This is a genomic window from Rhodococcus sp. OK519, from assembly GCF_003051005.1.
Lineage (GTDB): Bacteria > Actinomycetota > Actinomycetes > Mycobacteriales > Mycobacteriaceae > Prescottella.
Window position 1 is genome coordinate 104,424 of sequence record NZ_QAOW01000009.1, and the last position, 24,987, is coordinate 129,410.

Sequence of the window (24,987 nt, forward strand, 5' to 3'; positions counted from 1 at the left end):
AACGCCAGCACCGGGGCGCTTTCACCGCAAATGGGGACTTCCGTGAGAAAGAATCGAACTCGCACCGTCGTCGGATCACTGATGTGCACTGGAGCTGCATTTCTCACGCTCGTCGTTCCCGCTGCCGCAAATCCCAATACCGTAAATCCGATTCCGGTACTGAACGGCACCAACGGCGTGCCCGCGCTCCAGGGGCGAAGCCGAGCAATAGCGCAGGCGACGGGCCTGCTCAGCGCGAACCGGACCCAGGACTCCAACGTTCTCGGCACCGACCTCGGCATCATGTGGGACAACGGAAACGGACAGGTTCTCACCGCGTTCGGCGACACCGCCGGATTGGGTCTCCCGAACCTGCTCGTGGGAAGTCTCTGGTCGTGGCGCAGCAATGTTCTCTTCCGCAGTGCCGACCGCAATCTCACGGATGGAATGACCTTCGACAGCAGCCCTCGCGACATCGTCGGCCAGTCGAAGGAACTCGTACCGAGCCCCAAGGTCCCGTTCGTCGAGATCAGCCGGATCCCCACCGCCGGCGTCGCGGCCGACGGAATGCAGTTCATGAGCATGATGTCGGTCAAGGACTGGGGCGAGCCCGGCAAGTGGGTCACCAACCACGCGAGCCTGGTGTTCTCCACCGACAACGGCGAGAACTGGATCGAGGCGCCCGAGACCCGACGCCCTCCCGTCGGCGGCAACAGCAACTTCCAGATGGGCGCGTTCGTCAAGGACGGCGGCTACGTCTACCAGTACGGCACACCTGCCGGACGCGGTGGACTGGTCTTCCTGGCCCGGGTCCCGGAACAGAAGATGCGAGACCTGGGCGCGTACGAGTATTGGGACGGCGGCAAGTGGGTGCCGAAGAACCCCGACGTCGCGCTGCCGATCGTCTTCGGTGGCGTCGGCGAGATCTCCGTCCAGTACAACGACTACCTGGGCCAGTACCTGATGCTCACCACCGACGACCGCAACTCGGTGGTGATGCGGCGCGCGCCCGCACCGACCGGGCCGTGGGGCCCGCCGGAAGTCCTGATCGACGGCCCCGAACTGCCGTCGATGTACGGCGCATACATCCACCCGTGGTCGTCGGGACCGGACCTCTACTTCCTGACCACGGTGCACTCCAACTACAACGTGCTGCTGATGCACACGACGCTGCAGCGCTGAGAACGGCAGCACGCACCGACCGAACCGCTGCTAGCGTCCCGAGCAAACACTTGGTTTGCATCAGCAAGGAGACGACGTGGCACCGCAGAACAGCACCGATCCCCGTGGCGAGATCCAGGACCTCCTCTCCCGCATCGCGCAGTTGGCCGACGACGGCACAGTCGAGGAGTACCTGGAGCACTTCACCGCCGACGCGATCTGGGAGTCGCAGCCCAACCCGGTGACCGGCATGGCCGCGCAGATGCGCAGGGGTGTCGCCCTGATCGAGGAGGGCGTGCGGGAGCGTCGCGCAGGCAGCGTCCAGGGACCGGGCACGTCGAGCCGGCACGTCATCACCACCGTCTCCGTGTCGCTGGACTCGGACGTCGAGGCGTCGTCGACGGCGTACTGGTTGTTCTTCCGCGACACCACCACCGAGCCGCGCCTGGCCGGTGTCGGCCGCTACGACGACACGCACCGGTTCGAGGACGGGCGCTGGAAGCTGGCCCACCGCCGGATCACCGTCGGCTGAGCCGACAATCCAGCCTCGTCGGCTGAGCCGACATCCAGCCCCGTCGGCTGAGCCCCCCGCGTTTTGCGCACTTGTCGCGGATTCCAGGCCCTCGAAAGCGCGACAAGTGCGCAAAACGCGGGAGGGGACGGGCGGGGATACGGTCGTAGCCATGAAGGCTGAGGACTGGGACGCACGGTATTCGCAGGCGGAGATGGTGTGGGGCACGCCGCCGAATCCGGTGGTGGTGGAGTTCGCGACGTCGCTGCCCGCGGGCCGGGCGCTCGACCTGGCGTGCGGCGAGGGCCGGCACGCACTGTGGCTCGCGACGCGCGGGTGGGAGACGACGGGCGCCGACTATTCGCGGGTGGCGATCGAGAAGGCCCGCGAGGTTGCGTCGCAGGCTCCGCGCCGGGTGCGCGAGCGGCTCACCTACACCGTCGACGACATCACGACGGCCGACGTCTCGGACTATGACCTGGTCCTCATGATCTTCATTCATCTCGATCCGGCACAGCGCCGGGCACTTGTGAGGCGTGTCATCGAGGGCCTGAAACCCGAGGGAATCCTCATGATTCTCGGGCACGACACGATCAATGCGACCGAGGGCGTCGGCGGCCCGCCCGACCCCGAAATCCTCTATACACCAGACGATTTGAAGAACGATCTTGATGGCAGGCTCGACGTCGTGACCGCGGAAAGGCGCTTTCGCGACACCGAGGCCGGCACCGCGATCGACGCGCTCCTCGTCGCCCGCAAGCCCACCCTTGGCAGCTAACTTAATCGCGAGTAATATCGGCTAAGTTACCGACGAGTAGCTACTTGGGCGGTACTTGACGGAAAGACAGACCGCACCAACGCAGTGCCACTTCAGGGAGAGAACATGGGCCACTACAAGAGCAACGTCCGCGACCTCGAATTCAACCTCTTCGAGGTTCTGGGTCTGGACAAGCTACTGGGTGAGGGCGCCTGGAGCGATCTGGACGCCGACACCGTCAAGGAGATGCTGTCCGAGGTCGCGCGCCTCGCCGAGGGCCCGCTGGCCGAGGCGTTCGCCGACACCGACCGCAATCCGCCGGTGTTCGATCCGGAGAAGCACGAGGCGACCCTGCCTGAACCCTTCAAGAAGTCGTTCAAGGCGATGTGGGACGCCGAGTGGTACCGGATGGGCCTGAGCGAAGAGATCGGCGGCGTTCCCGTTCCCCGCGCACTCGTGTGGGCGATCTCCGAGATGCTGCTGGGCGCACAGCCCGCCGCGTTCATGTACCAGGCCGGTCCGTCGTTCGCGGACGTGCTGTTCCACAACGGCACCGACGAGCAGAAGCAGTGGGCGGCAACCTGTGTCGAGCGTGGCTGGGGCGCCACCATGGTGCTGACGGAGCCGGATGCCGGTTCCGACGTGGGCGCCGGGCGCACCAAGGCCATCAAGCAGGACGACGGCTCCTGGCACATCGAGGGCGTCAAGCGGTTCATCACCTCCGCCACCTCCGACGACCTGTTCGAGAACATCTTCCACCTGGTGCTGGCCCGCCCCGAGGGCGCCGGACCGGGCACCAAGGGTCTGAGCCTGTTCTTCGTCCCGAAGTTCCACTTCGACTTCGAGAAGAACGAGCTCGGCGATCGCAACGGCGTCTTCGTCACCAACGTCGAGCACAAGATGGGTCTCAAGGCGTCCACGACGTGCGAGCTCACCTTCGGCGGCCACGGCGTTCCGGCCCAGGGCTGGCTCGTGGGCGAGGTCCACAACGGCATCGCCCAGATGTTCGACGTCATCGAGCACGCCCGGATGATGGTGGGCACCAAGGCCATCTCCACCCTGTCCACCGGCTACCTCAACGCGCGCGATTACGCCAAGGAGCGCGTCCAGGGTTCCGATCTGACGCAGATGACGGACAAGACCGCACCGCGCGTCACCATCACGCATCACCCCGACGTCCGCCGCAGCCTCGCGATGCAGAAGGCATACGCCGAGGGCATGCGCGCGGTGTACCTGTACACCGCCGCCCACCAGGACGACGTCGTCGCCGAGATGGTGTCCGGTGCCGACAAGGAGACCGCGTTCCGCGTCAATGATCTGCTGCTGCCCATCGTCAAGGGCGTCGGATCGGAGCGGGCCTACCAGTACCTGACCGAGAGCCTGCAGACTCTCGGCGGCTCCGGCTTCCTTCAGGACTACCCGATCGAGCAGTACATCCGCGACTCCAAGATCGACTCGCTGTACGAGGGCACCACCGCCATCCAGGCGCAGGACTTCTTCTTCCGCAAGATCGCCCGCGACCGCGGTGTCGCGCTGGCCCACGTGGCCGGCGAGATCAAGAAGTTCATCGACAGCGAGGCGGGCAACGGCCGCCTCAAGGCGGAGCGCGCGCTGCTGTCCACCGCCCTCGAGGACGTGCAGGGCATGGCCGCCACGCTCACCGGTCACCTCATGGGCGCACAGGAGCAGCCCACCGAGCTGTACAAGGTGGGTCTCGGCTCGGTCCGCTTCCTGATGTCGGTCGGCGACCTGCTCATCGGCTGGCAGCTGCTGCGTCAGTCCGAGATCGCGATCAAGGCGCTCGACGAGGGTCCTGCCGCGAAGGACAAGGCCTTCTACGAGGGCAAGGTTGCAACCGCGTCCTTCTTCGCGAAGAACGTGCTGCCCGAGCTGACCGCGACCCGCACCATCCTGTCTCACCTCGACAACGACATCATGGAGTTGGACGAGGCCGCGTTCTAGACCCCGAGACGCATCCCGCCGCTGCCGCACGACGAGCTTCGTTGTGCGGCAGCGGCATTTTTCCGACCAGGCATTGACAACATGCGTTGTCAGAATCAGGCTGGGAGTGTGACTCCCGCCACGGAAGCCCCGACCCGGTACATGCGCGACCGAGCACACGCCGCCCGGATCACCGCGCCGCTCCGGCCCTTCGCCTGGCCGTCCCCCGACGCCACCGTGCAGGAAGCGGACGCGCTGCGGCGCGCGCTGCTCGAGCGCGACGAGCCCAGCGCCGCGCTGGTGCGGGCCATCCGGCAGGACCGCACGGTAACCCTCGCGCAGTTCCGCCAGGCCCTTGCCGAGGGCATCGAGGCGGTCCCGGACGCGCCGACGCCGCTGCGCGAGTACTTCGCTCTCCTCGAGGACACCCCCGACTGGGTGGACCGCGACCTCATCGCGCTCGGTGCACGCACGCTGCGCCGCGTCGGGTCGGACGCAGGCGACGTGCTCGCCTACGGCTCGCTGCTGGGTGGCTACAACAATTCGGGGCCACTGCCGGTACTGACGGCGTCGGGCCGGCTGACCGGGGAACGCACCCGCCGCCGGATCGCCGAGACCGGCACCTGGTGGAACGGATGCGTCGCCGACGACGGCCTGGACCGCTTCGGCGACGGCTTCATGCTGTCGGTGCACGTCCGCCTGATGCACGCGTTCGTCGACTACCACCACGAGCACGAGACCGACTGGGACAGCAGCGCGCGTGGACTGCCCGTCAACCAGTTCGACCAGGCCGGCACGCTGGGCCTGTTCTCGATCACGTTCCTGCTGCACACCCGCGTGCTCGGCGTCCGCTACACCCGGCGGGAAGCCGACGCCGTGCTGCACCTGTGGTGCTACGTCGGCTGGCTGATGGGCGTCGACCCGAGGTGGCTGCCGTTCGCCGAACGGCCCGGGCTGCGCATGATGTACCAGATCGGATCTTCCTCCCCCGCGGCCGACGAGCACAGCTACGCGCTGGCCGAGTCGCTCGTCGAACTCCCCCTGCGCACCCGATACGCCCACTTCGACCGGTTGCGGCGGCGCTACGAATACGAGCGTGGCCTGTCCCTGGCCACCATGCTCCTCGGGCCGGCCGGCGTGCGGGCCCTGAAGGTCCCGATGCGGCCACCGTGGTACCCGGTCGGCAGGCTGGGCGTCAACGTCGTCAAACACCATGTGGTGGGCCGTTTCCCGGCCGGAAATCGGTGGTTGCAGCGCCGCGGTGAGCGGCAGTTGCAGGACGTCCGGCTACGCATCCTCGACGGCGAGATCCCCGACGTCGTGGCACTGCCGGACTGACGGACCTCCCAGGCTGACCCACCCCGCGTTTTGCGCACTTATCGCGCGTCCGGGACCCGTCGGGCCGCGATAAGTGCGCAAAACGCGAGTGGACCGGAGTCCCGCGGGTGCGCCCCGATTCGCGCCATTGCCGGCACGGACCACTCGGTTGTGTTTGGCTTGTCGATGTCGATCCCGCCACCGAACCGAGGTTGGTGATCAGCTGTGACCAGCATGGACGAGCGCACCGGATTCTCCGAGCCCGCCGGTCCCACACTTGCCGTGCGTGCGGACGGACTCACCCGCAGCGGATCCCTGGGGCCGGTGTTCGGCCCGGTTGACCTGCGCATCCCGTTCGGGGGGCTGGCGGTGATCCAGGGCTTCGCCGGATCGGGCCGGACGTCGCTGCTGCTGACGCTGAGCGGACGGATGAAGCCGTCGTCGGGAAAATTGCGGGTGCTGGGGCGCACCAAGCCGGGAGGGATCCGCGCAATCTCGGCGATCGCGGGGTTCGAGGGCATCGACACCATCTCCGAGTCGGTGACGGTGCGCGACCTCATCACGGAGCAGATCCGTTGGGATGCAACGTGGTATCTCCTGATTCGCCGCGCTGGTCAGCGCGAACTCGAGCAGGTGTGCGCGCCGGTGTTCGGAAACCGCCCGATGCCGCGGCTCACCGACTACGTCAGCGATCTCGGCGAACTCGACAGCATGCTGCTGCGCATCGCCGTCGCGAACACGAAGATGCCGCCACTGCTGCTGATCGACGACCTCGAACAGGTCCGTGAGGAACACGACCGGACTCGCCTCGTCGAGCATCTGGCGATGCTCGGGGCACGGCAGACGGTGATCGCGTCCGCGGTCAATCCGCTGCCGCCGAATTCGCCCGCCCACGAATTCCATCCGATGTCGGACGCCGAATGGGAAGGCGAGGAGTAGCCATGCTCGCAGGGATGTCGCTCGGCACCGAACTCAAGCGGTTCTCGCGCGGACTGATGCCGCGGGTCGCGCTCGTGACGATCGTGCTGATGCCGCTGCTGTACGGGGCGCTGTATCTGTGGGCGTTCTGGGATCCGTTCAGTGCCGCGAACAAGATTCCGGTGGCGCTGGTCAACCGCGATCACGGCACCGTCGTCGACGGCAAACCGCTGAATGCCGGCGACGAAGTGGCCAAGGGCCTGGTCGATTCCGGCGAACTCGACTTCCACGAGGTGACCGAATACGAGGCGTCGACGGGCGTCGCGGACGGGCGCTACTACTTCTCGGTGACGCTGCCCGGCGACTTCAGCCAGTCCGTGGCCTCCCCCACCGGGCCGGATCCGCAGAAGGCCCGAATCATCTTCACCTACAACGACGCCAACAACTACCTGGCCACGATCATCGGACAGAACGCCGCGCAGCAGATCCTCAACGCGGTGAGCGCCCAGATCGGCGAGCAGTCCGTCGACCAGGTGCTCGTCGGGCTCGGTGCCGCCGGTGACGGGCTCCGTAAGGCAGCCGACGGCGCCGGACAGCTCGCGACCGGAGCGCAGGCCGCCGACGCGGGTGCCCAGCAACTCGCGGGCGGCTCCCGCACTCTCGCCGACGGGCTGGGCACCGCGAAGGCCGGCTCCACAGCCCTCGCCGACGGCACCTCCCAACTGTCGGCGGGCATCGACACCGCGTCCGGCGGGGCGGGCGCACTCGCCGGTGGCCTGGACCAGCTGTCGGGCGCGACGACCCAGCTGGGCGACGGCGCGGGGCAGGTCAGCGCCGGGGTGAATCAGCTCGTCGACCAGGTCACCGGCGCCCTCGGCGCGGTGCTCGACCCGGCCACCCGGGCGCAGCTGACGCAACTCCGAGACGGCGCACAGCAACTCGCGTTCCAGCTCGGCGATCCCTCGAGCCCCTACCGCGCGGGCATGTCGCAGGCTGTCGGCGGTGCCGGACAGCTACGCGACGGCCTGACACAGCTGCAGAGTGGCGGGCAGCAGGCTGCGTCGGGCGCTCGCACCCTGGACGACGGCCTGTCCCAATTGTCCAGCGGCAGCGAGACCCTGGCGCAGGGCGCCGGACAGCTGGCCACCGGCACTACCCAATTGAAGGACGGCTCGGGAGAACTCTCGTCGCAGCTGAAGGAGGGCAGCGAGCAGGTGCCGCAATGGGATCCGCAGCAGCGGACCGTCGTCGCGCAGACGCTCTCCGCCCCGGTCGCTCTCGATCAGCAACACGACAACCGCGCCAAGACATTCGGCACCGGCTTCGCGCCGTTCTTCCTGCCGCTGGCCCTGTTCGTCGGCGGCATCATCACCTGGATGCTCCTGCGGCCCATCCAGAACCGTCCTATCTCCACCGGGCTGGGCGCGATGCGGGTGGTGCTGGCGTCGTACTGGCCGGCCGCCCTCATCGCGATCGCACAGGTGCTGGTGATGTACGTCGTCGTGCACTTCGGGGTGGGACTGGTGCCGGTGTACGTGTTCGGGACCATCGCGTTCCTGGGCCTCGTCGGGCTCACGTACATGGCGCTGATCCAGGCGTTCAACGCGATCTTCGGGCCCGCCGTGGGCCGCGTGGTGACCCTCGCGTTCCTGATGCTGCAACTGGTGTCGGCGGGCGGCATCTACCCCGTCGAAACCACCGCGAAACCCTTCCAGATCCTGCACCCGTTCGACCCGATGACCTACGCCGTCAACGGCCTGCGACAGCTCACCGTCGGCGGCATCGACTCCCGGCTGTGGGTGTCGATCGCGGTGCTCCTGGGCCTGCTGCTCGCATCGCTCGGGGCGAGTGCCCTGTCGGTGCGGCGGGACCGGGCATGGACGCTGATGCGGCTGCACCCGCCGATCGAGGTGTGACCGTCCCCCCGCAGCTGTGGAGGGGGACGAACCCGACTAACCGCCCGGGGTCGGCGACGGTGACGTACTGGTGTCCTCGGACGGCTTCGGCGCCGGCTCGTTCGACACGCACTTCACGATCGGCACCGGGTCGTAGCGGACGGTCCGGGTGTTGCGGGAGATCTCCGCGCCGGTGTTCGCGTCCGTGATGATCCGGGTGTCACTCGTGGTGAATCCCGGTGCGCCGCTGGACGGCACGCAGTGCGGGCCGGCCGGAAGCGTGATGGTGTTCGGCGACGTCTGGTTCGTCCGGCCACCGGTGACCGATTCGACGTCGACGGTCTTGGTGCCCCAGATCCGCACCGTGATGTTGGAGTTGGTGCCGATCGTCTGGACCATGACGCCCGTCTTCGACGGATTGCGGAACTTCAGGTCGATCGCACCCTCGAACACCGTCGCCTCGCGCGCCGCCGGATACCGCGAGATGTAGTAGCTGTGCTCGGTGTGGTCGATGTCTTCCATGCCCGCGAAGTACGAGGCGTTGTAGAGGGTGGTCGCGAGCTGGCTGATGCCACCACCGACCGCCTTGTCCGGGCGACCGTTGTTGATGATGCCCGAGTCGACGTAGCCCTGCGCCGAGCCGCGGGGTCCGGTCTCGGCGTCGAACGAGAACGTCTCGCCCGGCTTGACGATGACACCGTTGATCGCACTCGCCGCGAGGCGGATGTTCACGCCCGACGCGTATTCGAAGCCGCCGGTGGTGTACTCGCCGATCACCTCGCGGATCCCGAGCGCCTTCGCGCCGTCGGTGGTGAGCGCGGGTTCGGCCGGCTCGTACACCGCGGGGGTGGTGCGCGGACCCGGCGCCGTCAGCAGCGCGGGCAGCGGTTCGAGCGTCTTGGCCCACTGCACGAGCTCGCCGGTGACCGACGGCACCACGACGGGCGAGCCGCTGGACAGGCTGATGGACGCGTCCTTCGGCTTGGTCTCGGTGCTCGCGAGCTGCGGCGACAGGATCGCGGTGGCCGCCTCGACGTTGTACTGCGGCGACAGCCCGCCACCACCGTCGGGTGCGAAGCTCAGGACCTTGCCGACCTGGTCGCGCGGCAGCGTTGCCACCGCACCGTTCTTGCCGGTCACCTCGACGTCGGCGGACACCGCGGGGTTCGCGACGTCGCGCACGGCCGCGTCGACGCCGGCCTGTGTGACCGTGACGTCGACGGTCTCGACCGGCAGGTCGACGGTGGTGCCGTTCGCCCAGTCCGCGACGAAAGTGTCCTTCGCGGGCTCCACCTGCAGGTTCTGCCCGGGCAGCGGCGCGACGGGCACCACCGAGGTCCCCTCGAACACGATGTTGCCCTCACGCGGCGCGCGGTCGGACTGTTGCTGCACGCCGACGATCGCGCCGGTCAGCGCGGCGTCGTCGACCGTGGAGACCACACCGATCTCCTGGTTGGTGAACAGCGACGCCAGACGAGTGAACGGGTTGATCGGCTGCTCGCCCGCACGGTCGACCGTCGCCGTCCAGTCGATGCCCACCCCGGCTTGCGCCGGAACGATCTCGCTGTCGGTGCTGCCGGCACGCACCGGGACCGGACGATCCACGCGGGGGCCGAGCGCCGCGCGCAGCGTCGCCTCGGCAGTCTGCGGATCTTGCCCACCGATCTCGACGCCGGCGACGGTGACACCGCGGGGCACCCGGTCGGCCGACACGACCCAGTCGACCGCGTATGCGATCACCGCGACGGCGACGACACCGCCCGCAGCCGCGACATACTTCACCCAACGCCGCCGACCGGGGGCTTCTGCAACCGGTTCAGCGGCCGGTTCCGGATCGGTCGGGGTGGCCGCGAACACCTCGGTCGGCGCATCCGCGGAATGGTCGGAAGCGGAATTGCCCGAGGGTTCGTCCGCCGGTTCGTCCGGGGAGGGCTCGCCCGAGGGTCCGGCCGCCGGTTCGTCCGGGGACGCGTCGTTCAGGGACGCGCCGTCCGCATCTTCGGCAGGGACCACCGGAAGGATCTCGGTGGGGTTGTCGTCGGGCCGGGGGCCGTCCACGCCGTCATCCCCGTCATGGACATCCCCGTCATGGACGCGGTCGCGCTCGTCACTCATGGAAAGGCCCCTCCTGCCGAATCGACACCGTGCTGGGCCGTCGCATTGCGTGTTCTCCCGTGAGGATAGTCGCGGTCACACACACGACTGTTCAAGAATCCCGCCAGACGGCGTCCGACGAATCATTCCACGCGGTCTGTCGCGACGCGAAACGCAGAGTGGCTCCGCGCCGTTGCCAGGTCGGGGGTCAGGCAACAACGCGGAGCCAACTGGATTATCGAGGCCGCCCCGGGAGCGTTACAACCCGCTGTGCGGGTTGTTCGGTTTCCTGGACGAAGCCGCCGTGTCAGACCTCGACGATGGCCGTGACGCCCTGGCCACCGGCAGCGCAGATGGAGATCAGACCGCGACCCGAACCCTTCTCTGCCAGCATCTTCGCGAGCGAGGCGACGATCCGGCCGCCCGTGGCCGCGAACGGGTGCCCCGCCGCGAGCGACGATCCGTTGACGTTGAGCTTGGACCTGTCGATGCTGCCGAGGGCACCGTCGAGGCCCAGGCGCTCCTTGCAGTATTCGTCCGACTCGAACGCCTGCAGCGTCGCGAGCACGACGGATGCGAATGCCTCATGGAACTCGTAGAAGTCGAAATCCTGCAGAGTGAGACCGTTGCGCTCGAGCAGTCGCGGGATTGCGTAGGTGGGCGCCATCAGCAGACCGTCGCCGCCGTGGATGTAGTCGACCGCCGCGGTCTCCGAATCCACCAGGTGCGCGAGCACCGGCAGATTGCGCTCGGCCGCCCACTCGTCGGTGGACAGCAGTACCGCGGACGCGCCGTCGGTGAGCGGGGTGGAGTTGCCGGCGGTCATGGTCGCGTCACCCAGCTTGGTGCCGAACACGGGCTTCAGCGTCGCCAGCTTGTCGACGTTCGAGTCGGGCCGCAGATTGTCGTCGCGGGTCAGGCCCAGGAACGGGGTGACCAGGTCGTCGAAGAAGCCCCGGTCGTATGCGGCGGCCATGTTCCGATGGCTCGCGGCGGCGAGTTCGTCCTGGGCCTCACGCCGGACGCCGAATTCCTTCGAGGTGATCGCGGCGTGATCGCCCATCGACAGGCCCGTGCGGGGCTCGCCGTTGCGCGGGATCTCGATGCCGACCATCGACGGACGCAACTGGCCGACGAGCTTGACGCGATCCGCCGTCGAGCGGGCACGGTTCACCGACAGCAGGAACTCGCGCAGTTCGTTGTTGACGCCGATCGGAGCGTCCGACGTGGTGTCCACACCGCCGCCGACGCCCGCGTCGATCCGCCCGGCAGCGATGGCGTCGCCGACCGCGATGATCGACTGCAGACCGGTGCCGCACGCCTGCTGCAGGTCGTAGGCCGGGGTGTACGGGCTCAGGGCGCTGCCGAGAACACACTCGCGCATAAGGTTGAAGTCGCGGCTGTGCTTGAGTACCGCCCCGCCGACGACCATGCCGAGGCGCTCGTCCTGCAGACCGAAGCGACTGACCAGCCCGTCGAGCGTCGCCGTGAACATGTCCTGGTTGGACGCGTGGGCGTAAGCCCGGTCCGAGCGCGCGAACGGAATGCGGTTGCCGCCCACGATGGCGACGGGACGAAACTGCCGACCACCGGACTGCGGTGCGGATGCCGGCTTGGCGTTGCGGTTACGGGCTCTGCTGGTCACGTCGGTCTCCATGTAGCTGGGGGATCTGCTCGAGATCCGCATGGTCGATCCGCCTCGGCGGGGGTTCCTACACTCGACATTGAACTTACTCCAGAGTAAGTTCAATGTCGACACCGCACCCGGATGCACGGGTGCCCGATTGCGACAAAGAAGGTGGACCGTGGCAGCCAGCAAGGGCGCTCCCGACCTCTACTCACAGTTCCTCTCGTCCGCGCCGGGCGCGTTCATCGCCAAGCAGGCCGGGTTGCCGCAGCCGGAGAAGCTGCGCCGCTACAAGGCCGGCGAGCCCGCGCTGGCCGGTCCGGTCCTCATCGGCGGCAAGGGCCGCCTCGCGGAGCCGATCCGGGAACTACTGTCGGACTACCCCGCCGCGCAGCCGCACGACGACCGCTACGGCGCGCTGGTGTTCGACGCGACCGGCATCGGCCAGGTCACCGAGCTGGTCCAGCTGTTCGAGTTCTTCCAGCCCGTCATCCGCAACCTCGCGCCGTCCGCCCGTGTCGTCGTGCTCGGCACCACCCCCGAGCTGACCTCGGGCGTCGACGAACAGATCGCCCAGCGCGCCCTCGAGGGCTTCACCCGCAGCGTCGGCAAGGAGGTCAAGCGCGGCGCGACCGCCCAGCTGGTCTACGTCTCCCCCGACGCCGCACCCGGCCTGTCGGGCCTCGAGTCGACCCTGCGCTTCCTGCTGTCGGCCAAGTCCGCGTTCGTCGACGGCCAGGTCATCCGCGTCGGCGCCGAGGATTCCGTCGCCCCCGCCAGCTGGGACCGCCCGCTCGAGGGCAAAGTCGCCGTCGTGACCGGCGCCGCCCGCGGCATCGGCGCCACCATCGCCGAGGTGCTCTCCCGCGACGGCGCCCACGTCGTGTGCGCCGACATCCCGGCCGCCGGTCAGGCGCTGTCCGACACCGCCAACAAGGTCGGCGGCACGTCCCTCGCCCTCGACGTCACGGCCCCTGACGCGGCCGACAAGCTCGCCGAACATCTCACGGAGCGGCACGGCGGCGTCGACATCATCGTCCACAACGCCGGCATCACCCGCGACAAGACGCTCGCCAACATGGACGAGTCCCGCTGGAACAGCGTCCTCGGCGTCAACCTCCTTGCCCCGCAGAAGATCACCGACGCACTGGTCGCCAAGGGCGTGCTGCGCGAGGGTGGCCGCGTGGTCGACGTGTCGTCCATCGCCGGCATCGCCGGCAACCGCGGCCAGACCAACTACGGCACCTCGAAGGCCGGCGTCATCGGCCTGGTCCAGGCAACCGCGCCGGTGCTGGCGGAGAAGAAGATCACCATCAACGCGGTGGCGCCGGGCTTCATCGAGACCGCGATGACCGCGGCCATCCCGTTCGCGACCCGCGAGGCCGGACGCCGCATGAGCTCGCTCCTGCAGGGCGGTCAGACGGTCGACGTCGCCGAACTCGTGTCGTACTTCGCGAGCCCCGCATCCAACGCCGTCACCGGCCAGGTCGTCCGGGTGTGCGGTCAGTCCCTGCTGGGCGCGTGATGGCCGGCGGCAAGGGCACTCTCGTGCAGCTGCGCGAGCAGCCCGGAACCCTCGACAACTACGCGCGTGCCGCGCTCGGCGCACTGCCGTTCGCGAAGCCGTCCGGCCGTAGGAGCCTGCCGAGGGAGACGCTGGCCCTGTCCGGCCTGCGCGTCGACCACGACAACCTGGCGGCATACGCGAAGGTGTGCGGACTGCGATTCGGCGACACCCTGCCGATCACGTATCCGTTCACACTCGTGTTCCCGACCGTGATGCGCCTGCTGACCTCGCGCGAGTTCCCCTTCCCGGCAATCGGTTCCGTACACACGGACAACGTGATCGAGCAGCTGCGAGCGATCTCGGTGAGCGAACCGCTCGATCTGAAGGTCCACGCCGAGAACCTGCGGCCCCACGCGAAGGGCACACAGGTCGACCTCGTCAGCGAGGTATCGGTGGGCCGGGAACTCGTGTGGCGTCAGGTCAGCACGTTCCTCAAGATGCACCCCACCGGCGCGCCGAAGGAACCGAAGACCGAACGCACGGACGAGGTCCCGCCCCCGCCCACCCGCACCCTGCGGGTGGATCAGAAGATCATCGGCCGGTACGCGGCGGTGTCGGGTGACCGCAACCCGATCCACGTTTCCTCGCTGGGTGCCAAGGCATTCGGCTTCCCGGGCACGATCGCGCACGGCATGTGGAGCGCCGCGGCGGCACTGCAACCCCTCGAGGGGCGGATACCCGACGCGGTCACCTACAGCGTCCGCTTCGGCAAGCCGATCGTGCTGCCGGCCACCGTGAACCTGTATGCCGACCGAACCGCGGACGGCTGGGATCTGTCACTCAAGAACCCCAAGAAGGGGTACCCGCACCTGAGCGCGACCCTGCGCTGACGAACCGCGACGCCCGGGCACCCTGAAAAGGGAGCCCGGGCGTCGTCGTCGGTGCTCGTCGGTGCTCGTCGGTGCTCGTCGGTGCTACTGCCCGAGTTCGGTTCGCAGCCGCTCGTTCTCGACGGAGAGTTCGGCGTTGGACGCCTCGAGATCGAGGATCTGCCGGATACCGGTGAGATTGACGCCCGCCTCGACCAGGTCCGACACCCGCGCCAGACGATAGATGTCGTCCTCGCTGTAGCGCCGCGTGCCACCGCCCGTGCGCGACGGGTGGATCAGGCCGCGCCGCTCGTACAGTCGCAGAGTCTGCGGACCGATCCCGGTCAATTCCGAGGTGACCGAAATTCCGTAGACTCCGCGGGTAGAGCGGGGCGGAGACTGTTGCGTCATCGTGGCCTTCATATCGCGTCGAGTTCGGTCGCGGGGAATCGCGTGCGCGGTCAGTCCACCCGACCCCGTTCAGACGATCAGGGTCTTGTCTGCGCACCGTCCGCGAGCTTGTGCTGACGACTCACCGTAACACCGAGCCCGCATCGAATGTGCGGCGGCAGACGAAGATTCTTTGTGCCCCGGCTCACGCGGAACCGGCGGGGAGGATCACACGTCGCCGGGGGCGCTCAGCTCACCCAACTCCATGTCCGCCTCGATCCGGTTACCGGTGCGCCCGAGCTCCGCGATTGCCTGATCGAACGCATCCGCCAGCCACTGATGCTCGGCCGCGACGAGTTCCTCCGCACCGCCGTCGGGCACTGCCTGGAAGAAGCGAACCGTCCAGCGTTCCACGGAGGCCTGGTCACCCGACAGCCCCTCGACCTCATGATTCGTCGCCAGCAGGAAGCGGTTGTACTCGAAATCCACGCGAATCGCGTAGCCGGCGCCGGTGTTGACCACGTTCGCGGGCCGGTGCGTCGCCGCAGCGAGCGCCGTGAGCGCATCTGCGTAGTGATCGGCGTATTCGCGAGTACGTGGCACTGAGTCACCTCTGTCTGGAAGGCCGTCGCAAGTGATGCGGCGGCGGAGACGACGATTCGCGACCGGCAAGCCCGCACGATCACGTCTCTGCAACGAACGTTACCCGGCCACCGGCCCATCACGGCGCGCTAGCAGCGACATATGCCGCCGATCCGACACGCGCGAACAATCCCCTCCCACCTGCACGGAAGATCCAATCCACGGCACAGTTCAATTAATCTGTTTTGACGGACACAGATTTTGTTGTACGGTTCAGAAGTCAAAGCTTCCAGATGCAAGCGAAGAAGAGTGAGACGGAGATGTCAGACCAGGCCGCGCCCGCGGCCGACGGATGCACTCCAACCACCGGTCTTCCGAACCTGGTCGGCAAGCCGAGAGGCCCTGCCGGCGCCGGGTGGGCCGTATCAGAAGAAAGGATGACTACACGTGAGTGCATACCGCTCGGCTGCCGCAGGCCGCGCCTCGGCGACCTGGTCGCTCAGCACCGAGGAACTCAAGCGTCGACTCGACAACATGTTCGCGGACGTCCCCCACACGGGCGAGACACCCGAACTCAGCGCTGCCTGACGGCGCCCGCTACGCGATCGACCATCCACGAACTTTTCACGAGGAGCACTCGATGACCGGACTCAGCCCCAACCTCGCGCCCCTGGCGGATACCTGGGAATGGCAGCAGAACGGCAGCTGCCAGGGCATGAACGAATCGATCTTCTTCCCCCCGACCGGCGAGCGCGGCAACGCACGCATGATGCGTGAGCGGCGCGCCAAGGCGATCTGCGCGACCTGCCCGGTCGTGAAGGCCTGCCTCGAGCACTCTCTCGCCCTGCCGGAACCGTTCGGCGTCTGGGGTGGCATGGGCGAATCCGAGCGGGCAATCGCCCTGCGCGGGCGCCGCGTCCGGCAACGCCCCGCGGCCTGACGACGCACCGACCTCTCCCCTACCGAAAGATCCAACCCCTACCGAAAGCGCAAGGTCCACAACATGATTACTCTCGGCATCATCCTGCTCGTCATCGGTCTGCTCATCAAGATCCCGATCCTGTGGACCCTGGGCGTCATCGCACTGGTCGTCGGCGCGATCCTGCTCATCCTCGGTGCCGCGGGCCGCGCGGTCGGTGGCCGCAAACACTGGTACTGATCGAGAATGCGAGTGGCCCCGGGCATCGATGCCCGGGGCCACTCGTACATTCGGCCGCTACTACTTCTTCTTGCCCGCCAGACCCCGCCATGCGAGATTCTCGAGCAGATCGACGGCGTCGCCGACCGCGATCTCGCCGCCCGCCACCCGGTCGGCGACAGCCTCACCGGCGCCGACCAGCGCGACGGCCATGATAGAGAAGTCCGTCCCCTCATCGGGGTCCTTGGTGCTCGACTCGAGCAACTTGGCGGTGAGCTCGATCAACCGGTCCCGGCTACTGCCCACCTGGGACGCAAAAGTCTGCTGACCGATCGCCTGCCGGTACAGCACCATCCACGAGCGACGATTGGCGTCGACGAACCCGAGGAAACCGGTGAGCGCGGCGCGCAACTGCTCCCGCGGCGGCAGCGTGGGATCCCCGGCCGGCGAGATGGCCTCGACGAACCGCACGCCCTCGCGGTGGATGCACGCGGCGAACAACTCGTCCTTGGAGCCGTAGTAGAGGTACAACATCGGCTTCGAGATGCTCGCCTTGGCGGCGATCGCGTCCATCGACGCGTCGTGGAAGCCGTTGTCGGAGAAGACCTCGATGGCGGCGTCGAGCATCTGCTGCTCGCGCACAGCCCTGGGCAGCCGCTTGGTGCCTCCAGCCATCATTCCTCCAACCACAGGTAAGAGATGCCATCTTACTCTACGGTAAGAAGATCAACGGTCATTCCATTGTGACCCAGGTGATCCTCAGCAGGTCACAGCGCCCTTCGCACGCGCCAGCGTGAGCACCGACGAATCCACCTGCGACTGCGGCAACCGACCCTTGTCGACCGCCTCCTCGAGATGGTCCAGCACCCGCGGGACGTCGTCCGTCGTGAGCCACAGCGCCACCGTCACCCCCGACTTCAACGCCTGCTCCACCGCGTCGGCGATGTCGTACCGATCGGTGATCGCCTTCATCCCGCTCAGGTCGTCGGTGAAGATCGGGCCGGTGAACGGCGGCGCGTCGTACCCGGTCCCCTTGCGGAGCAGTTCGACGGCCTGCGGGCTCAGACTGGCCGGCAGCCCGTCGGTCGTCAGCCCCGGCACACTGAGGTGTCCGAGCATGACGCCCACCTCGGTGTCCACCAGATTTCGGAACGGCACCAGATCCGAGTCCTGCAACTGATCGAGCGGCGGCGTGGTGACGGCCCCGGTGTGCGAGTCGCCCGATGCCGACCCGTGGCCCGGGAAGTGCTTGAGCACCGGCAGGATTCCGGCCTCCCGCAGACCACGTGCGTACGCCTCCGCGTACCGCGTCACCACCTCCGGGTCGTCCGAGAAGGAGCGGTCACCGATCACCGAATCATCCGACTGGCTGCTGACGTCGACGTCGGGGGCGAAATTGACGGTGATTCCGACACTCCGCAGCTGACGGCCCCGCTCGAGCGCCATCTGATAGGTCTGCTCGGTCGTCATGGTGCGCGCCGCCTCGCGGGCCGACGGATCCGGGCCGAACAACTGGTCCACGCGGGACACCCGGCCGCCCTCCTCGTCGATCGTCACCATGAGCGGCACCGCACTGGCCTCCGCGACCTGCGCGACCTCGTCGTTCGCGAGCATCGACTCGTCGGTCCAGCTGCCGACGAAGATGCCGCCGATGCCCTCGGACTTCACGACGTCGAGGGCGTCCGCGGTGCCCGTGACACCCACGGTGAGCAACTGCGCGAGTTTCTGCCGCTCGGTGAGTGCATTCAGGAAGCCGGGACCGCACATCGCGGACCCGAAGGGCGACGGCGCCGACGGCGCATTCGTCGACGACGCCGCCGTTTCGGACGTCGACGACGGCTGCGCGGACGTCGTGCTGGTGTCGGTGCCGTCACCGGAGGAGCACGCCGTCACGAGACCGGCGCACAGAGCGAGGGCGAACGCGTGTCGGATTCGCATGCTTTCGACGGTAGTCGACATCGTTCCGAGCTGTTTTCGAGCCGCGCGGCACAGGTAATGGCAAGGTAATCTTCAAGAACGGAAGCCGAAGGCCGCCACCGGCGGTCGACCCCGATATCAGGAGGTCACAGTGCCTGCAGATCTCATGCTCATCGCTTACGACGGCTCCGACAACGCCAAGAGGGCGATCCAGCACGCCGGCCGATTCCTGGCCGCGAATCGCGCCGTCGTCGTCACTGCCTGGGAACCGATGGTTCGACAGGCGGCGCGGATGTCCGGGTTGTCCGGCGTCATGCAGCCCGAGTGGGTACCCGACGAGCAGTCCGAGGACGTCGCGCTGGTCGATGCCCGCACCACCAACGACGAGGGCGTCGACCTCGCGCTGGCCGCCGGGCTCAACGCCGAGGGTCGCTGCTGCGAGTCGTCGACCGCCATCTGGTCCGCGATCGTCGAGTGCGCCGACGAACTGAACGCCGACATCATCGTCACCGGTACCCGCGGCACGACGGGGCTGCGGTCGCTGCTGCAGAGCAGCGTCGCCGACCACGTGCTGCGGCACAGTCACCGGCCGGTGCTGATCGTTCCGCCGGGTAAGTAGAGGCGCGAACCTGGAGGCGGCCGTCCGCGGTGACCCGACTATCGTCGGCAGCACCATGGACGGCTTCCTTCTCTCCCGTTCGGATCGGACCCTGCGCGCCACCGGGGCGCGGGACCGCTTCGACACCGTCGCCGCCGCATCGGCCGCGATCGCCGACGGCCGCACCGATCTGGTGGTCGGCGCGCTGCCGTTCGATCCGTCCGCGCCCACTGCACTCACCGCGCCCGTGGCGGCGACGTGGAGCGCGGGGCCGTGGCGCCCCGACACAGTCGCATCCCTCCCGCGCGTGCGGATCGCCGGAGAAGTCCCGAGCGCCGCCGAACACGTCGAGCGCGTGCGCCGACTGATCCACCGACTCCGCAGCGGCGAGTTCGACAAGGTGGTGGCCGCGCGGGCCGTGCGCCTGACCGCCGACCAGCCGATCGACCCCGAGGCACTCGCGGCCCGCATGATCGGCCGCCACGAGACGGCCAACGGGTTCGCCGTCGACCTCACCGCGGCGGGCGAGTCCTACCGCGGGCACACCCTTGTCGGATCCAGCCCCGAGATCCTGCTGAGCCGCCGCGGCGACACCGTCACGTGCCGGCCGCTGGCGGGTTCGGCTCCTCGCCGCGCCGACCCGGGGGCCGACCGCGCGGAGGGCGCGGGACTGCTGGCCTCGGCGAAGAACCTCGCCGAGCACGCGTACGTGGTGGAGTGGATCCGCGACGTGCTCGGACCGCTGTGTCCGGAGCTGGACGTGCCGGCCACGCCCGAACTGACCCGCACCGGCGAACTGTGGCACCTCGCCAGTCCCATCCGCGGAAGACTGCTGGACCCGGCGACGACGTCGCTGGACCTCGCGAGACGACTGCACCCCACCCCCGCGGTGTGTGGCACGCCCACCGGGCCGGCGCTCGACGCCATCCGCGATGTCGAAGGTGACCGCCGCTTCTACGGCGGTGCCGTGGGCTGGTGCGACGCGTCCGGCGACGGCGACTGGGTGGTCGCGATCCGCTGCGCCGAGATCGACGCCGACGGCACCTCGGCCCTCGCGTGGGCCGGCGGCGGGATCGTCGCAGCCTCGGACCCCGACACCGAACTCGACGAGACCACCACGAAACTCGGCACTCTCCTCGGGGCACTCGGCGTGGACGCCCCGCCACCGACCCCGCGGGTGATACCTTGACCCGGACATCACGTACGCACGAGTAGCACTCGCGTACCCGGCGGCTTGACCATGGGAGATCCGAGATGGCGAAGTTCCTTGTCCCCGGCGTTGCCAGCGCTGTGATCGGTGCCGTCGTCGGTGTCGGTGCCGTCCTCGGGGTCACCGCGGCCGCCCAGGACAACACCCTCCCGGACATCGACCGCGCCGGAAACGCGCCCTCGTCGATCCTGAACCAGGTTGAGTACGGCAGCCGCTGAGCCCGCAGGCATCGCGCGTTCCCGCACGTCCCCCTCGTCCGGCGGTCACGCCGACGGGGGGCTTTCTGTCGAACCCTCGACTGAACCACTGACCCGGCGCTGGCTTCTCGGCGCCGGGTTCGTCGCGTTGATCCTGTGTCTGCTGCAGTCGCCGGGCCTGGTGGTCGCCGACACGAAGTACGACCTCACCGAGAATCCGATCGGTTTCCTGACCCGTGCCGCCCACCAGTGGAGCAGCCTCGCCCCGCTGGGTCAGGTGCAGAACCAGGCCTATGGCTACTTCTTTCCGCACGGCCTCTTCTTCGCGTTCGGCGAGTTCCTGAACGTCCCCCCGTGGATCACGCAGCGCGTGTGGTGGGCGCTGCTGATCGTCGCCGGATTCTGGGGCGTCATCCGCGTCGCCGAGGCCCTCGGCATCGGCAGCCGCTCGTCCCGGATCATCGCGGCCGTCGCGTTCGCGCTGTCGCCGCGCGTGCTCACCACGATCGGGTCCATCTCGTCGGAGTCGCTGCCGATGATGCTGGCGCCGTGGGTGCTGCTGCCGGTGATCCTGGCGACCTCCCCGACCTGGCGAGCCGACCGGACGCACAGCCTGGGCCGGCTCGCGGCGCAATCGGCGCTCGCGGTCGCGCTGATGGGCGCCGTCAACGCCGTCGCCACCGCCGCCGCCTGCCTGGTCGCGGGGCTGTGGTGGATCGCGCACCGCCCCAACCGGCGCTGGTGGGTGTTCACCGCATGGTGGATCCCGTGCCTGCTGCTGGCGACCGTGTGGTGGATCGTCCCGCTGCTGCTGCTCGGCCAGGTGAGCCCGCCGTTCCTCGACTACATCGAATCGGCCGGCGTCACGACCCAGTGGACGTCACTCACCGAGGTGCTGCGCGGCACCGACAGCTGGACGCCGTTCGTCTCCCCCGAACGCGTCGCGGGCACGGTCCTCGTGACGCAGCCGGTCGCCGTCGTCGCGACCGGGCTGATCGCCGCCGCGGGCCTCGCCGGCCTGTGCATGCGCCGCATGCCCGCGAAGGGACGGCTGACGCTGATCCTGCTGGTCGGCATCGCCGGTCTGGGCGCCGGCTACCTCGGCGACCTCGGCTCCCCGATCGCCGACCAGGTCCGCGACTTCCTGGACGGCACCGGTGCGCCACTGCGCAACGTCCACAAGCTCGAACCGCTGGTCCGGCTGCCGCTCGTCCTCGGCCTCGCGCACCTCCTCGCGAAGGTGCCGCTGCCCGGGTCCGTGCCGCTGCGCCGCTGGCGCACCGCGTTCGCGCACCCCGAGCGTGAGCCGATGGTCGCGGTCGCGACGCTACTGCTGGTCGCGCTCACCCTCACGACGTCGCTCGCTTGGTCCGGGCGTCTCGCCCCGCGCGGCGCGTACGACGAGGTGCCGTCGTACTGGCACGACGCGGCGCAGTGGCTCGAGGACCACGCCGCCGGGTCCGGCTCGGGCGCCGACGCCGAACGCGCCCTCGTCGTCCCCGGCGCCCCCTTCGGCGCGCAGGTGTGGGGCCTGACGCGCGACGAGCCGCTGCAGGCGCTCGTGTCCACACCGTGGGCGGTGCGCGACGCCGTCCCGCTCGTGCCGCCCGGCGCCATCCGCGCGCTCGACTCGGTGCAGCGCCTCATCGCCGACGGCCGCCCGTCCGCCGGCCTCGCCGACACCCTGCTCGGCCAGGGCATCCGCTACGTCGTCGTCCGCAACGACCTCGACCCCGAGACGTCCCGATCTGCGCGGCCGCTGCTGGTGCACCAGACGGTCGACGGCTCGCCGGGCCTCGAGAAGGTGGCCCGGTTCGGGGAGGAGATCGTCCCGGACACCGTCGACGGCGTCGTGATCGACAGCGACCTGCGTCCCGGCTACCCGGCCATCGAGATCTACCGCGTCACCTCGCCGGGCGACGCGACACCGCCCGCCGGGCCGTACGCCGTCGATCTGGACCGGGTGCCCGTCGTGCAGGGCGGTTCCGAGTCGCTGCTGCGCCTCGCCGAGAACGGCACCGTCACAGGCCCCGCGCTGCTCGCGGCCGACGCGGCGCGCGCCGGACGCGACGCCGGATCGGTGACCGTCACCGACACCCCCACCGACCGCGAGACCGACTTCGGCCAGGTCGACAACCACAGTTCAGCGCTGCGCAGCCCCGACGACCCGCGCCGCACCTACAACGCGGTCCCCGACTACCCGGTGCCGGGCGCGCCGCTGGTGCAGGGCGAATGGTCCGGCGCGGCGATCACCGTCTCCAGTTCGGCCTCCGACGCCACCCAACTGGGCGGCACCGCGCCTGGCAGCGGACCGGCCGCGACCGTCGACGGCGACCCGGCGACGGCGTGGCTGAGCAACGGCCTCGAGACAGCCCGCGGCCAGTGGCTGCGCCTCGACCTCGACACCCCGATCACGCGCGGCATGCTGCACTTCACGACCAGCCCCGCCGCGTTCGGCCCGCCCGTGAAGTGGATCCGAATCGAGACGCCGAACGGTTCGACGTCGGTCAAGGTCGACAAGCCCGGCGAACCCGTCGACGTATCACTGCCGTCGGGCACGACACCGTGGCTGCGGATTCTCGCCACCCACACCGAGGACGGCTCCCCCGGCTACCAGTTCGGCGTCAGCGAGATCTCGATCGACGACTACTCGACCGGCAACCCGGTGCCCGTCCCGATCGTCCACCGCACCGTGCTGCCGGCGACGCCCGACGGCGCGCAGGTCCGCGGCTGGGATCTGGGGCAGGAACTGCCCGGGCGCGCGGGCTGCGCCGACGGCCCCGACCGGGTCCACTGCAGCGGCTCGCTGGTCTTGCCGCCCGAGGAGCCCGGCACGTTCAGCCGGACGCTGTCGGTGCCCGAATCGACCGTCGTCACACCGCAACTGACTCTGCGTCCGCGCCCCGGTGCGGCGCTCGAGGGCATCGTCACCGACCCTGCCGCGGTGTCGGCGCACGGCGCTGCCGACGGCGTCGAACTCCGCGGGACCGCCGCCGCGGCCGTCGACGGCGACGTGTCGACGTCGTGGACGGCACCCACCGACAGCGCGCAGCGCAAGGGCGGACTGCCGACGCTGACGATCCGGCTGCCGCAGCCCACGCTCGTGACCGGGCTGCGGCTGACCCCGAGCCCCGGCAGCCTGCCGGCGTCGCCGAGCCGGGTCGCGGTCAATCTCGGCAACGGCCCGCAAACCCGCGAGCTCGACAACGAGGAAGACCTCTCAGCACCGCAGACGATCCCGCTGGAACCGCAGGTCACCGACACGATCGTGCTGAGCCTCGTGAAATGGCACGACGTCCTCGACCGCACCGCGCTCGGCTTCCTGCAACTCCAGCCCGCCGGACTGTCAGAAGTGACCGTGCTCGGCGACGGCGGCCGCCCCGTCCCGGGAACCGCGACCGCGCAGACCGATCGCACCGTCACTGTCGGCTGCGACATCGGCCCCACGATCTCCGTCGGCGGCACCCTCGTGCGCACGTCGATCACCGCTACCGCGCGGCAGTTGGCGTCGGGGCAGCCGGTGACCGCGACGCCGTGCGATCCCGCGCCCGCCCCGTTGCCCGCCGGACGTCAGGACGTCGTGGTCGCCCCGGGCCCCGCTTTCACCGTCGACAACCTGCGCCTCGACGCCGCGCCTGCACCGCCGCCGGCCCCGCTGTCGTCGCCCACCGTCGGCCGGTGGACCGAGAACCTGCGCGAACTCGACGTCGCAGCGTCCGGCACCGATCAGCTGCTGGTGGTGCCCGAGAGCACCAACGTCGGCTGGGTAGCGACCGCGCCGGACGGCACCGAATTGCAGCCCGTCGTCGTGGGCGGCTGGCAGCAGGGCTGGATCGTGCCCGCCGGAACGGACGGCGTCGTGACGCTCACGTTCCCGTCCGACCGCTGGTACCGCGCGGGCATCGCGTTCGGTCTGCTGCTCCTGATCCCCCTCGTCCTGCTGGCGGCGGCGGCGCGGCGGCGCGAGCGCGAGACCGGGCCCGCCCCTCGGCCGTGGCACAGTGTCGTGGCCGCAGCCGTCGGCGTCGGGGCTGTCGCGACGCTGGTCGCGGGGCCTGTCGGCACGGCTACCGCCGTGCTCGTCGCCGCCGCGGCGCTCGGGTTGTCACGGTGGCGGGGACAGGCGTTCGCGGCCCGGGTGCTCGTCGGTGTCGCCGGAGTTTCCACGGTGATCGCGTCGGCGCTGCTGTCGACCGGGCCGTGGCGGGCCGCCGACGGCTACGTGGGTCACTCGTTCCTGATTCAGCTGTTCGCGCTGATCGGCGTCGTCTGCGCCGGAGTGGCAGCACTGCCGCTGTCGCGGTCGCCGATGTGGCGGCGCTTCTCCCAGCGGTGGACGGCACGGCGGGCAGGGTCCTCGACCAGCGCGTAACTGGCTG

22 protein-coding genes are annotated in these 24,987 nt (G+C 69.1%); 16 read left to right on the forward strand and 6 right to left on the reverse strand.

What is annotated here, in order from left to right; all coding sequences use genetic code 11:
• Nucleotides 1–81: 81 nt before the first annotated feature.
• The 7 genes from C8K36_RS20495 to C8K36_RS20525 all read left to right on the forward strand — a co-directional run bounded on the left by C8K36_RS20495 (nucleotide 82) and on the right by C8K36_RS20525 (nucleotide 8,500).
• Nucleotides 82–1,161, forward strand: a complete 1,080-nt coding sequence (locus C8K36_RS20495; protein ID WP_258195521.1) for a DUF4185 domain-containing protein — start codon at nucleotides 82–84, stop codon at nucleotides 1,159–1,161.
• 76 nt (nucleotides 1,162–1,237) lie between these two features.
• Nucleotides 1,238–1,672, forward strand: a complete 435-nt coding sequence (locus tag C8K36_RS20500; protein WP_107986632.1) for a nuclear transport factor 2 family protein — start codon at nucleotides 1,238–1,240, stop codon at nucleotides 1,670–1,672.
• 151 nt (nucleotides 1,673–1,823) lie between these two features.
• Nucleotides 1,824–2,429, forward strand: coding sequence for a class I SAM-dependent methyltransferase (locus tag C8K36_RS20505; protein WP_107986398.1), 606 nt, complete (start codon nucleotides 1,824–1,826; stop codon nucleotides 2,427–2,429).
• 105 nt (nucleotides 2,430–2,534) lie between these two features.
• On the forward strand, nucleotides 2,535–4,370 hold the full coding sequence (locus C8K36_RS20510) for an acyl-CoA dehydrogenase (protein WP_107986400.1): 1,836 nt from the start codon (nucleotides 2,535–2,537) through the stop codon (nucleotides 4,368–4,370).
• A 108-nt stretch (nucleotides 4,371–4,478) separates the two neighbouring features.
• Complete coding sequence (locus C8K36_RS20515; protein WP_107986402.1) at nucleotides 4,479–5,687, forward strand: oxygenase MpaB family protein; 1,209 nt, start codon at nucleotides 4,479–4,481, stop codon at nucleotides 5,685–5,687.
• Nucleotides 5,688–5,900: 213 nt separating this feature from the next.
• A complete protein-coding gene (locus C8K36_RS20520) occupies nucleotides 5,901–6,605 on the forward strand; it encodes a hypothetical protein (protein ID WP_107986634.1) in 705 nt (234 codons plus the stop codon).
• A 2-nt stretch (nucleotides 6,606–6,607) separates the two neighbouring features.
• Complete coding sequence (locus tag C8K36_RS20525; protein ID WP_107986404.1) at nucleotides 6,608–8,500, forward strand: YhgE/Pip domain-containing protein; 1,893 nt, start codon at nucleotides 6,608–6,610, stop codon at nucleotides 8,498–8,500.
• A gap of 36 nt (nucleotides 8,501–8,536) precedes the next feature.
• On the opposite strand, the gene C8K36_RS20530 is transcribed toward C8K36_RS20525, so the two are convergent.
• On the reverse strand, nucleotides 8,537–10,594 hold the full coding sequence (locus C8K36_RS20530; protein ID WP_107986406.1) for a VanW family protein: 2,058 nt from the start codon (nucleotides 10,592–10,594) through the stop codon (nucleotides 8,537–8,539).
• 286 nt (nucleotides 10,595–10,880) lie between these two features.
• Entirely contained in the window at nucleotides 10,881–12,218 is a 1,338-nt protein-coding gene (locus C8K36_RS20535; protein WP_107986636.1) for an acetyl-CoA C-acetyltransferase, read from the reverse strand.
• Between the two features lie 160 nt (nucleotides 12,219–12,378).
• On the opposite strand from C8K36_RS20535, the gene C8K36_RS20540 reads away from it, so the two are divergent.
• Both C8K36_RS20540 and C8K36_RS20545 read left to right on the forward strand, forming a co-directional pair.
• Entirely contained in the window at nucleotides 12,379–13,725 is a 1,347-nt protein-coding gene (locus tag C8K36_RS20540) for a 3-oxoacyl-ACP reductase (RefSeq protein WP_107986408.1), read from the forward strand.
• Nucleotides 13,725–14,597, forward strand: coding sequence for a MaoC/PaaZ C-terminal domain-containing protein (locus tag C8K36_RS20545; RefSeq protein WP_107986410.1), 873 nt, complete (start codon nucleotides 13,725–13,727; stop codon nucleotides 14,595–14,597). The genes C8K36_RS20540 and C8K36_RS20545 overlap by 1 nt, the downstream gene beginning before the upstream one ends.
• An 84-nt stretch (nucleotides 14,598–14,681) precedes the next feature.
• On the opposite strand, the gene C8K36_RS20550 is transcribed toward C8K36_RS20545, so the two are convergent.
• Together C8K36_RS20550 and C8K36_RS20555 are read right to left on the reverse strand one after the other, a co-directional pair.
• Entirely contained in the window at nucleotides 14,682–14,987 is a 306-nt protein-coding gene (locus tag C8K36_RS20550; protein WP_258195522.1) for a MerR family transcriptional regulator, read from the reverse strand.
• 207 nt (nucleotides 14,988–15,194) lie between these two features.
• On the reverse strand, nucleotides 15,195–15,569 hold the full coding sequence (locus C8K36_RS20555; protein WP_107986414.1) for a hypothetical protein: 375 nt from the start codon (nucleotides 15,567–15,569) through the stop codon (nucleotides 15,195–15,197).
• A gap of 426 nt (nucleotides 15,570–15,995) precedes the next feature.
• On the opposite strand from C8K36_RS20555, the gene C8K36_RS24925 reads away from it, so the two are divergent.
• The 3 genes from C8K36_RS24925 to C8K36_RS24930 all read left to right on the forward strand — a co-directional run bounded on the left by C8K36_RS24925 (nucleotide 15,996) and on the right by C8K36_RS24930 (nucleotide 16,707).
• On the forward strand, nucleotides 15,996–16,136 hold the full coding sequence (locus C8K36_RS24925) for a hypothetical protein (RefSeq protein ID WP_181319658.1): 141 nt from the start codon (nucleotides 15,996–15,998) through the stop codon (nucleotides 16,134–16,136).
• 52 nt (nucleotides 16,137–16,188) lie between these two features.
• On the forward strand, nucleotides 16,189–16,488 hold the full coding sequence (locus tag C8K36_RS20560) for a WhiB family transcriptional regulator (protein ID WP_107986416.1): 300 nt from the start codon (nucleotides 16,189–16,191) through the stop codon (nucleotides 16,486–16,488).
• Nucleotides 16,489–16,551: 63 nt separating this feature from the next.
• Nucleotides 16,552–16,707 (forward strand): DUF6131 family protein, encoded by a 156-nt coding sequence (locus C8K36_RS24930; RefSeq protein ID WP_181319659.1) that lies wholly within the window; start codon nucleotides 16,552–16,554, stop codon nucleotides 16,705–16,707.
• A 60-nt stretch (nucleotides 16,708–16,767) separates the two neighbouring features.
• Here the strand turns inward: C8K36_RS24930 and C8K36_RS20565 are convergent, their stop codons facing one another.
• Nucleotides 16,768–17,361 carry a TetR/AcrR family transcriptional regulator gene (locus tag C8K36_RS20565; protein ID WP_107986637.1) on the reverse strand — a complete coding sequence of 198 codons (594 nt, stop codon included), beginning with the start codon at nucleotides 17,359–17,361 and terminating at the stop codon, nucleotides 16,768–16,770.
• An 84-nt stretch (nucleotides 17,362–17,445) separates the two neighbouring features.
• Nucleotides 17,446–18,624, reverse strand: coding sequence for a glycoside hydrolase family 3 N-terminal domain-containing protein (locus C8K36_RS20570; RefSeq protein WP_181319660.1), 1,179 nt, complete (start codon nucleotides 18,622–18,624; stop codon nucleotides 17,446–17,448).
• A gap of 130 nt (nucleotides 18,625–18,754) precedes the next feature.
• On the opposite strand from C8K36_RS20570, the gene C8K36_RS20575 reads away from it, so the two are divergent.
• The 4 genes from C8K36_RS20575 (at nucleotide 18,755) to C8K36_RS20590 (ending at nucleotide 24,980) form a co-directional block, all read left to right on the forward strand.
• Nucleotides 18,755–19,222: a universal stress protein gene (locus tag C8K36_RS20575; protein WP_107986420.1), complete on the forward strand. Its 468-nt coding sequence runs from the start codon at nucleotides 18,755–18,757 to the stop codon at nucleotides 19,220–19,222.
• Nucleotides 19,223–19,277: 55 nt separating this feature from the next.
• The gene (locus C8K36_RS20580; RefSeq protein ID WP_107986422.1) at nucleotides 19,278–20,390 is read left to right on the forward strand and encodes an isochorismate synthase; all 1,113 of its coding nucleotides are present in this window, start codon (nucleotides 19,278–19,280) and stop codon (nucleotides 20,388–20,390) included.
• A gap of 65 nt (nucleotides 20,391–20,455) precedes the next feature.
• On the forward strand, nucleotides 20,456–20,629 hold the full coding sequence (locus C8K36_RS20585; protein ID WP_107986423.1) for a DUF2613 domain-containing protein: 174 nt from the start codon (nucleotides 20,456–20,458) through the stop codon (nucleotides 20,627–20,629).
• A 10-nt stretch (nucleotides 20,630–20,639) separates the two neighbouring features.
• Nucleotides 20,640–24,980 carry an alpha-(1->3)-arabinofuranosyltransferase gene (locus tag C8K36_RS20590; RefSeq protein WP_420910921.1) on the forward strand — a complete coding sequence of 1,447 codons (4,341 nt, stop codon included), beginning with the start codon at nucleotides 20,640–20,642 and terminating at the stop codon, nucleotides 24,978–24,980.
• The last annotated feature ends 7 nt before the right edge of the window (nucleotides 24,981–24,987 follow it).

Excerpts from the sequence above, each read along its gene's own strand:
- C8K36_RS20495 (WP_258195521.1), top strand. The coding sequence starts at position 82 with ATGTGCACTGGAGCTGCATTTCTCACGCTCGTCGTTCCCGCTGCCGCA.
- C8K36_RS20505 (WP_107986398.1), top strand. The coding sequence starts at position 1,824 with ATGAAGGCTGAGGACTGGGACGCACGGTATTCGCAGGCGGAGATGGTG.
- C8K36_RS20510 (WP_107986400.1), top strand. The coding sequence starts at position 2,535 with ATGGGCCACTACAAGAGCAACGTCCGCGACCTCGAATTCAACCTCTTC.
- C8K36_RS20520 (WP_107986634.1), top strand. The coding sequence starts at position 5,901 with ATGGACGAGCGCACCGGATTCTCCGAGCCCGCCGGTCCCACACTTGCC.
- C8K36_RS20525 (WP_107986404.1), top strand. The coding sequence starts at position 6,608 with ATGCTCGCAGGGATGTCGCTCGGCACCGAACTCAAGCGGTTCTCGCGC.
- C8K36_RS20530 (WP_107986406.1), bottom strand. The coding sequence starts at position 10,594 with ATGAGTGACGAGCGCGACCGCGTCCATGACGGGGATGTCCATGACGGG.
- C8K36_RS20545 (WP_107986410.1), top strand. The coding sequence starts at position 13,725 with ATGGCCGGCGGCAAGGGCACTCTCGTGCAGCTGCGCGAGCAGCCCGGA.
- C8K36_RS20550 (WP_258195522.1), bottom strand. The coding sequence starts at position 14,987 with ATGACGCAACAGTCTCCGCCCCGCTCTACCCGCGGAGTCTACGGAATT.
- C8K36_RS20560 (WP_107986416.1), top strand. The coding sequence starts at position 16,189 with ATGACCGGACTCAGCCCCAACCTCGCGCCCCTGGCGGATACCTGGGAA.
- C8K36_RS24930 (WP_181319659.1), top strand. The coding sequence starts at position 16,552 with ATGATTACTCTCGGCATCATCCTGCTCGTCATCGGTCTGCTCATCAAG.
- C8K36_RS20565 (WP_107986637.1), bottom strand. The coding sequence starts at position 17,361 with ATGGCTGGAGGCACCAAGCGGCTGCCCAGGGCTGTGCGCGAGCAGCAG.
- C8K36_RS20570 (WP_181319660.1), bottom strand. The coding sequence starts at position 18,624 with ATGCGAATCCGACACGCGTTCGCCCTCGCTCTGTGCGCCGGTCTCGTG.
- C8K36_RS20580 (WP_107986422.1), top strand. The coding sequence starts at position 19,278 with ATGGACGGCTTCCTTCTCTCCCGTTCGGATCGGACCCTGCGCGCCACC.
- C8K36_RS20585 (WP_107986423.1), top strand. The coding sequence starts at position 20,456 with ATGGCGAAGTTCCTTGTCCCCGGCGTTGCCAGCGCTGTGATCGGTGCC.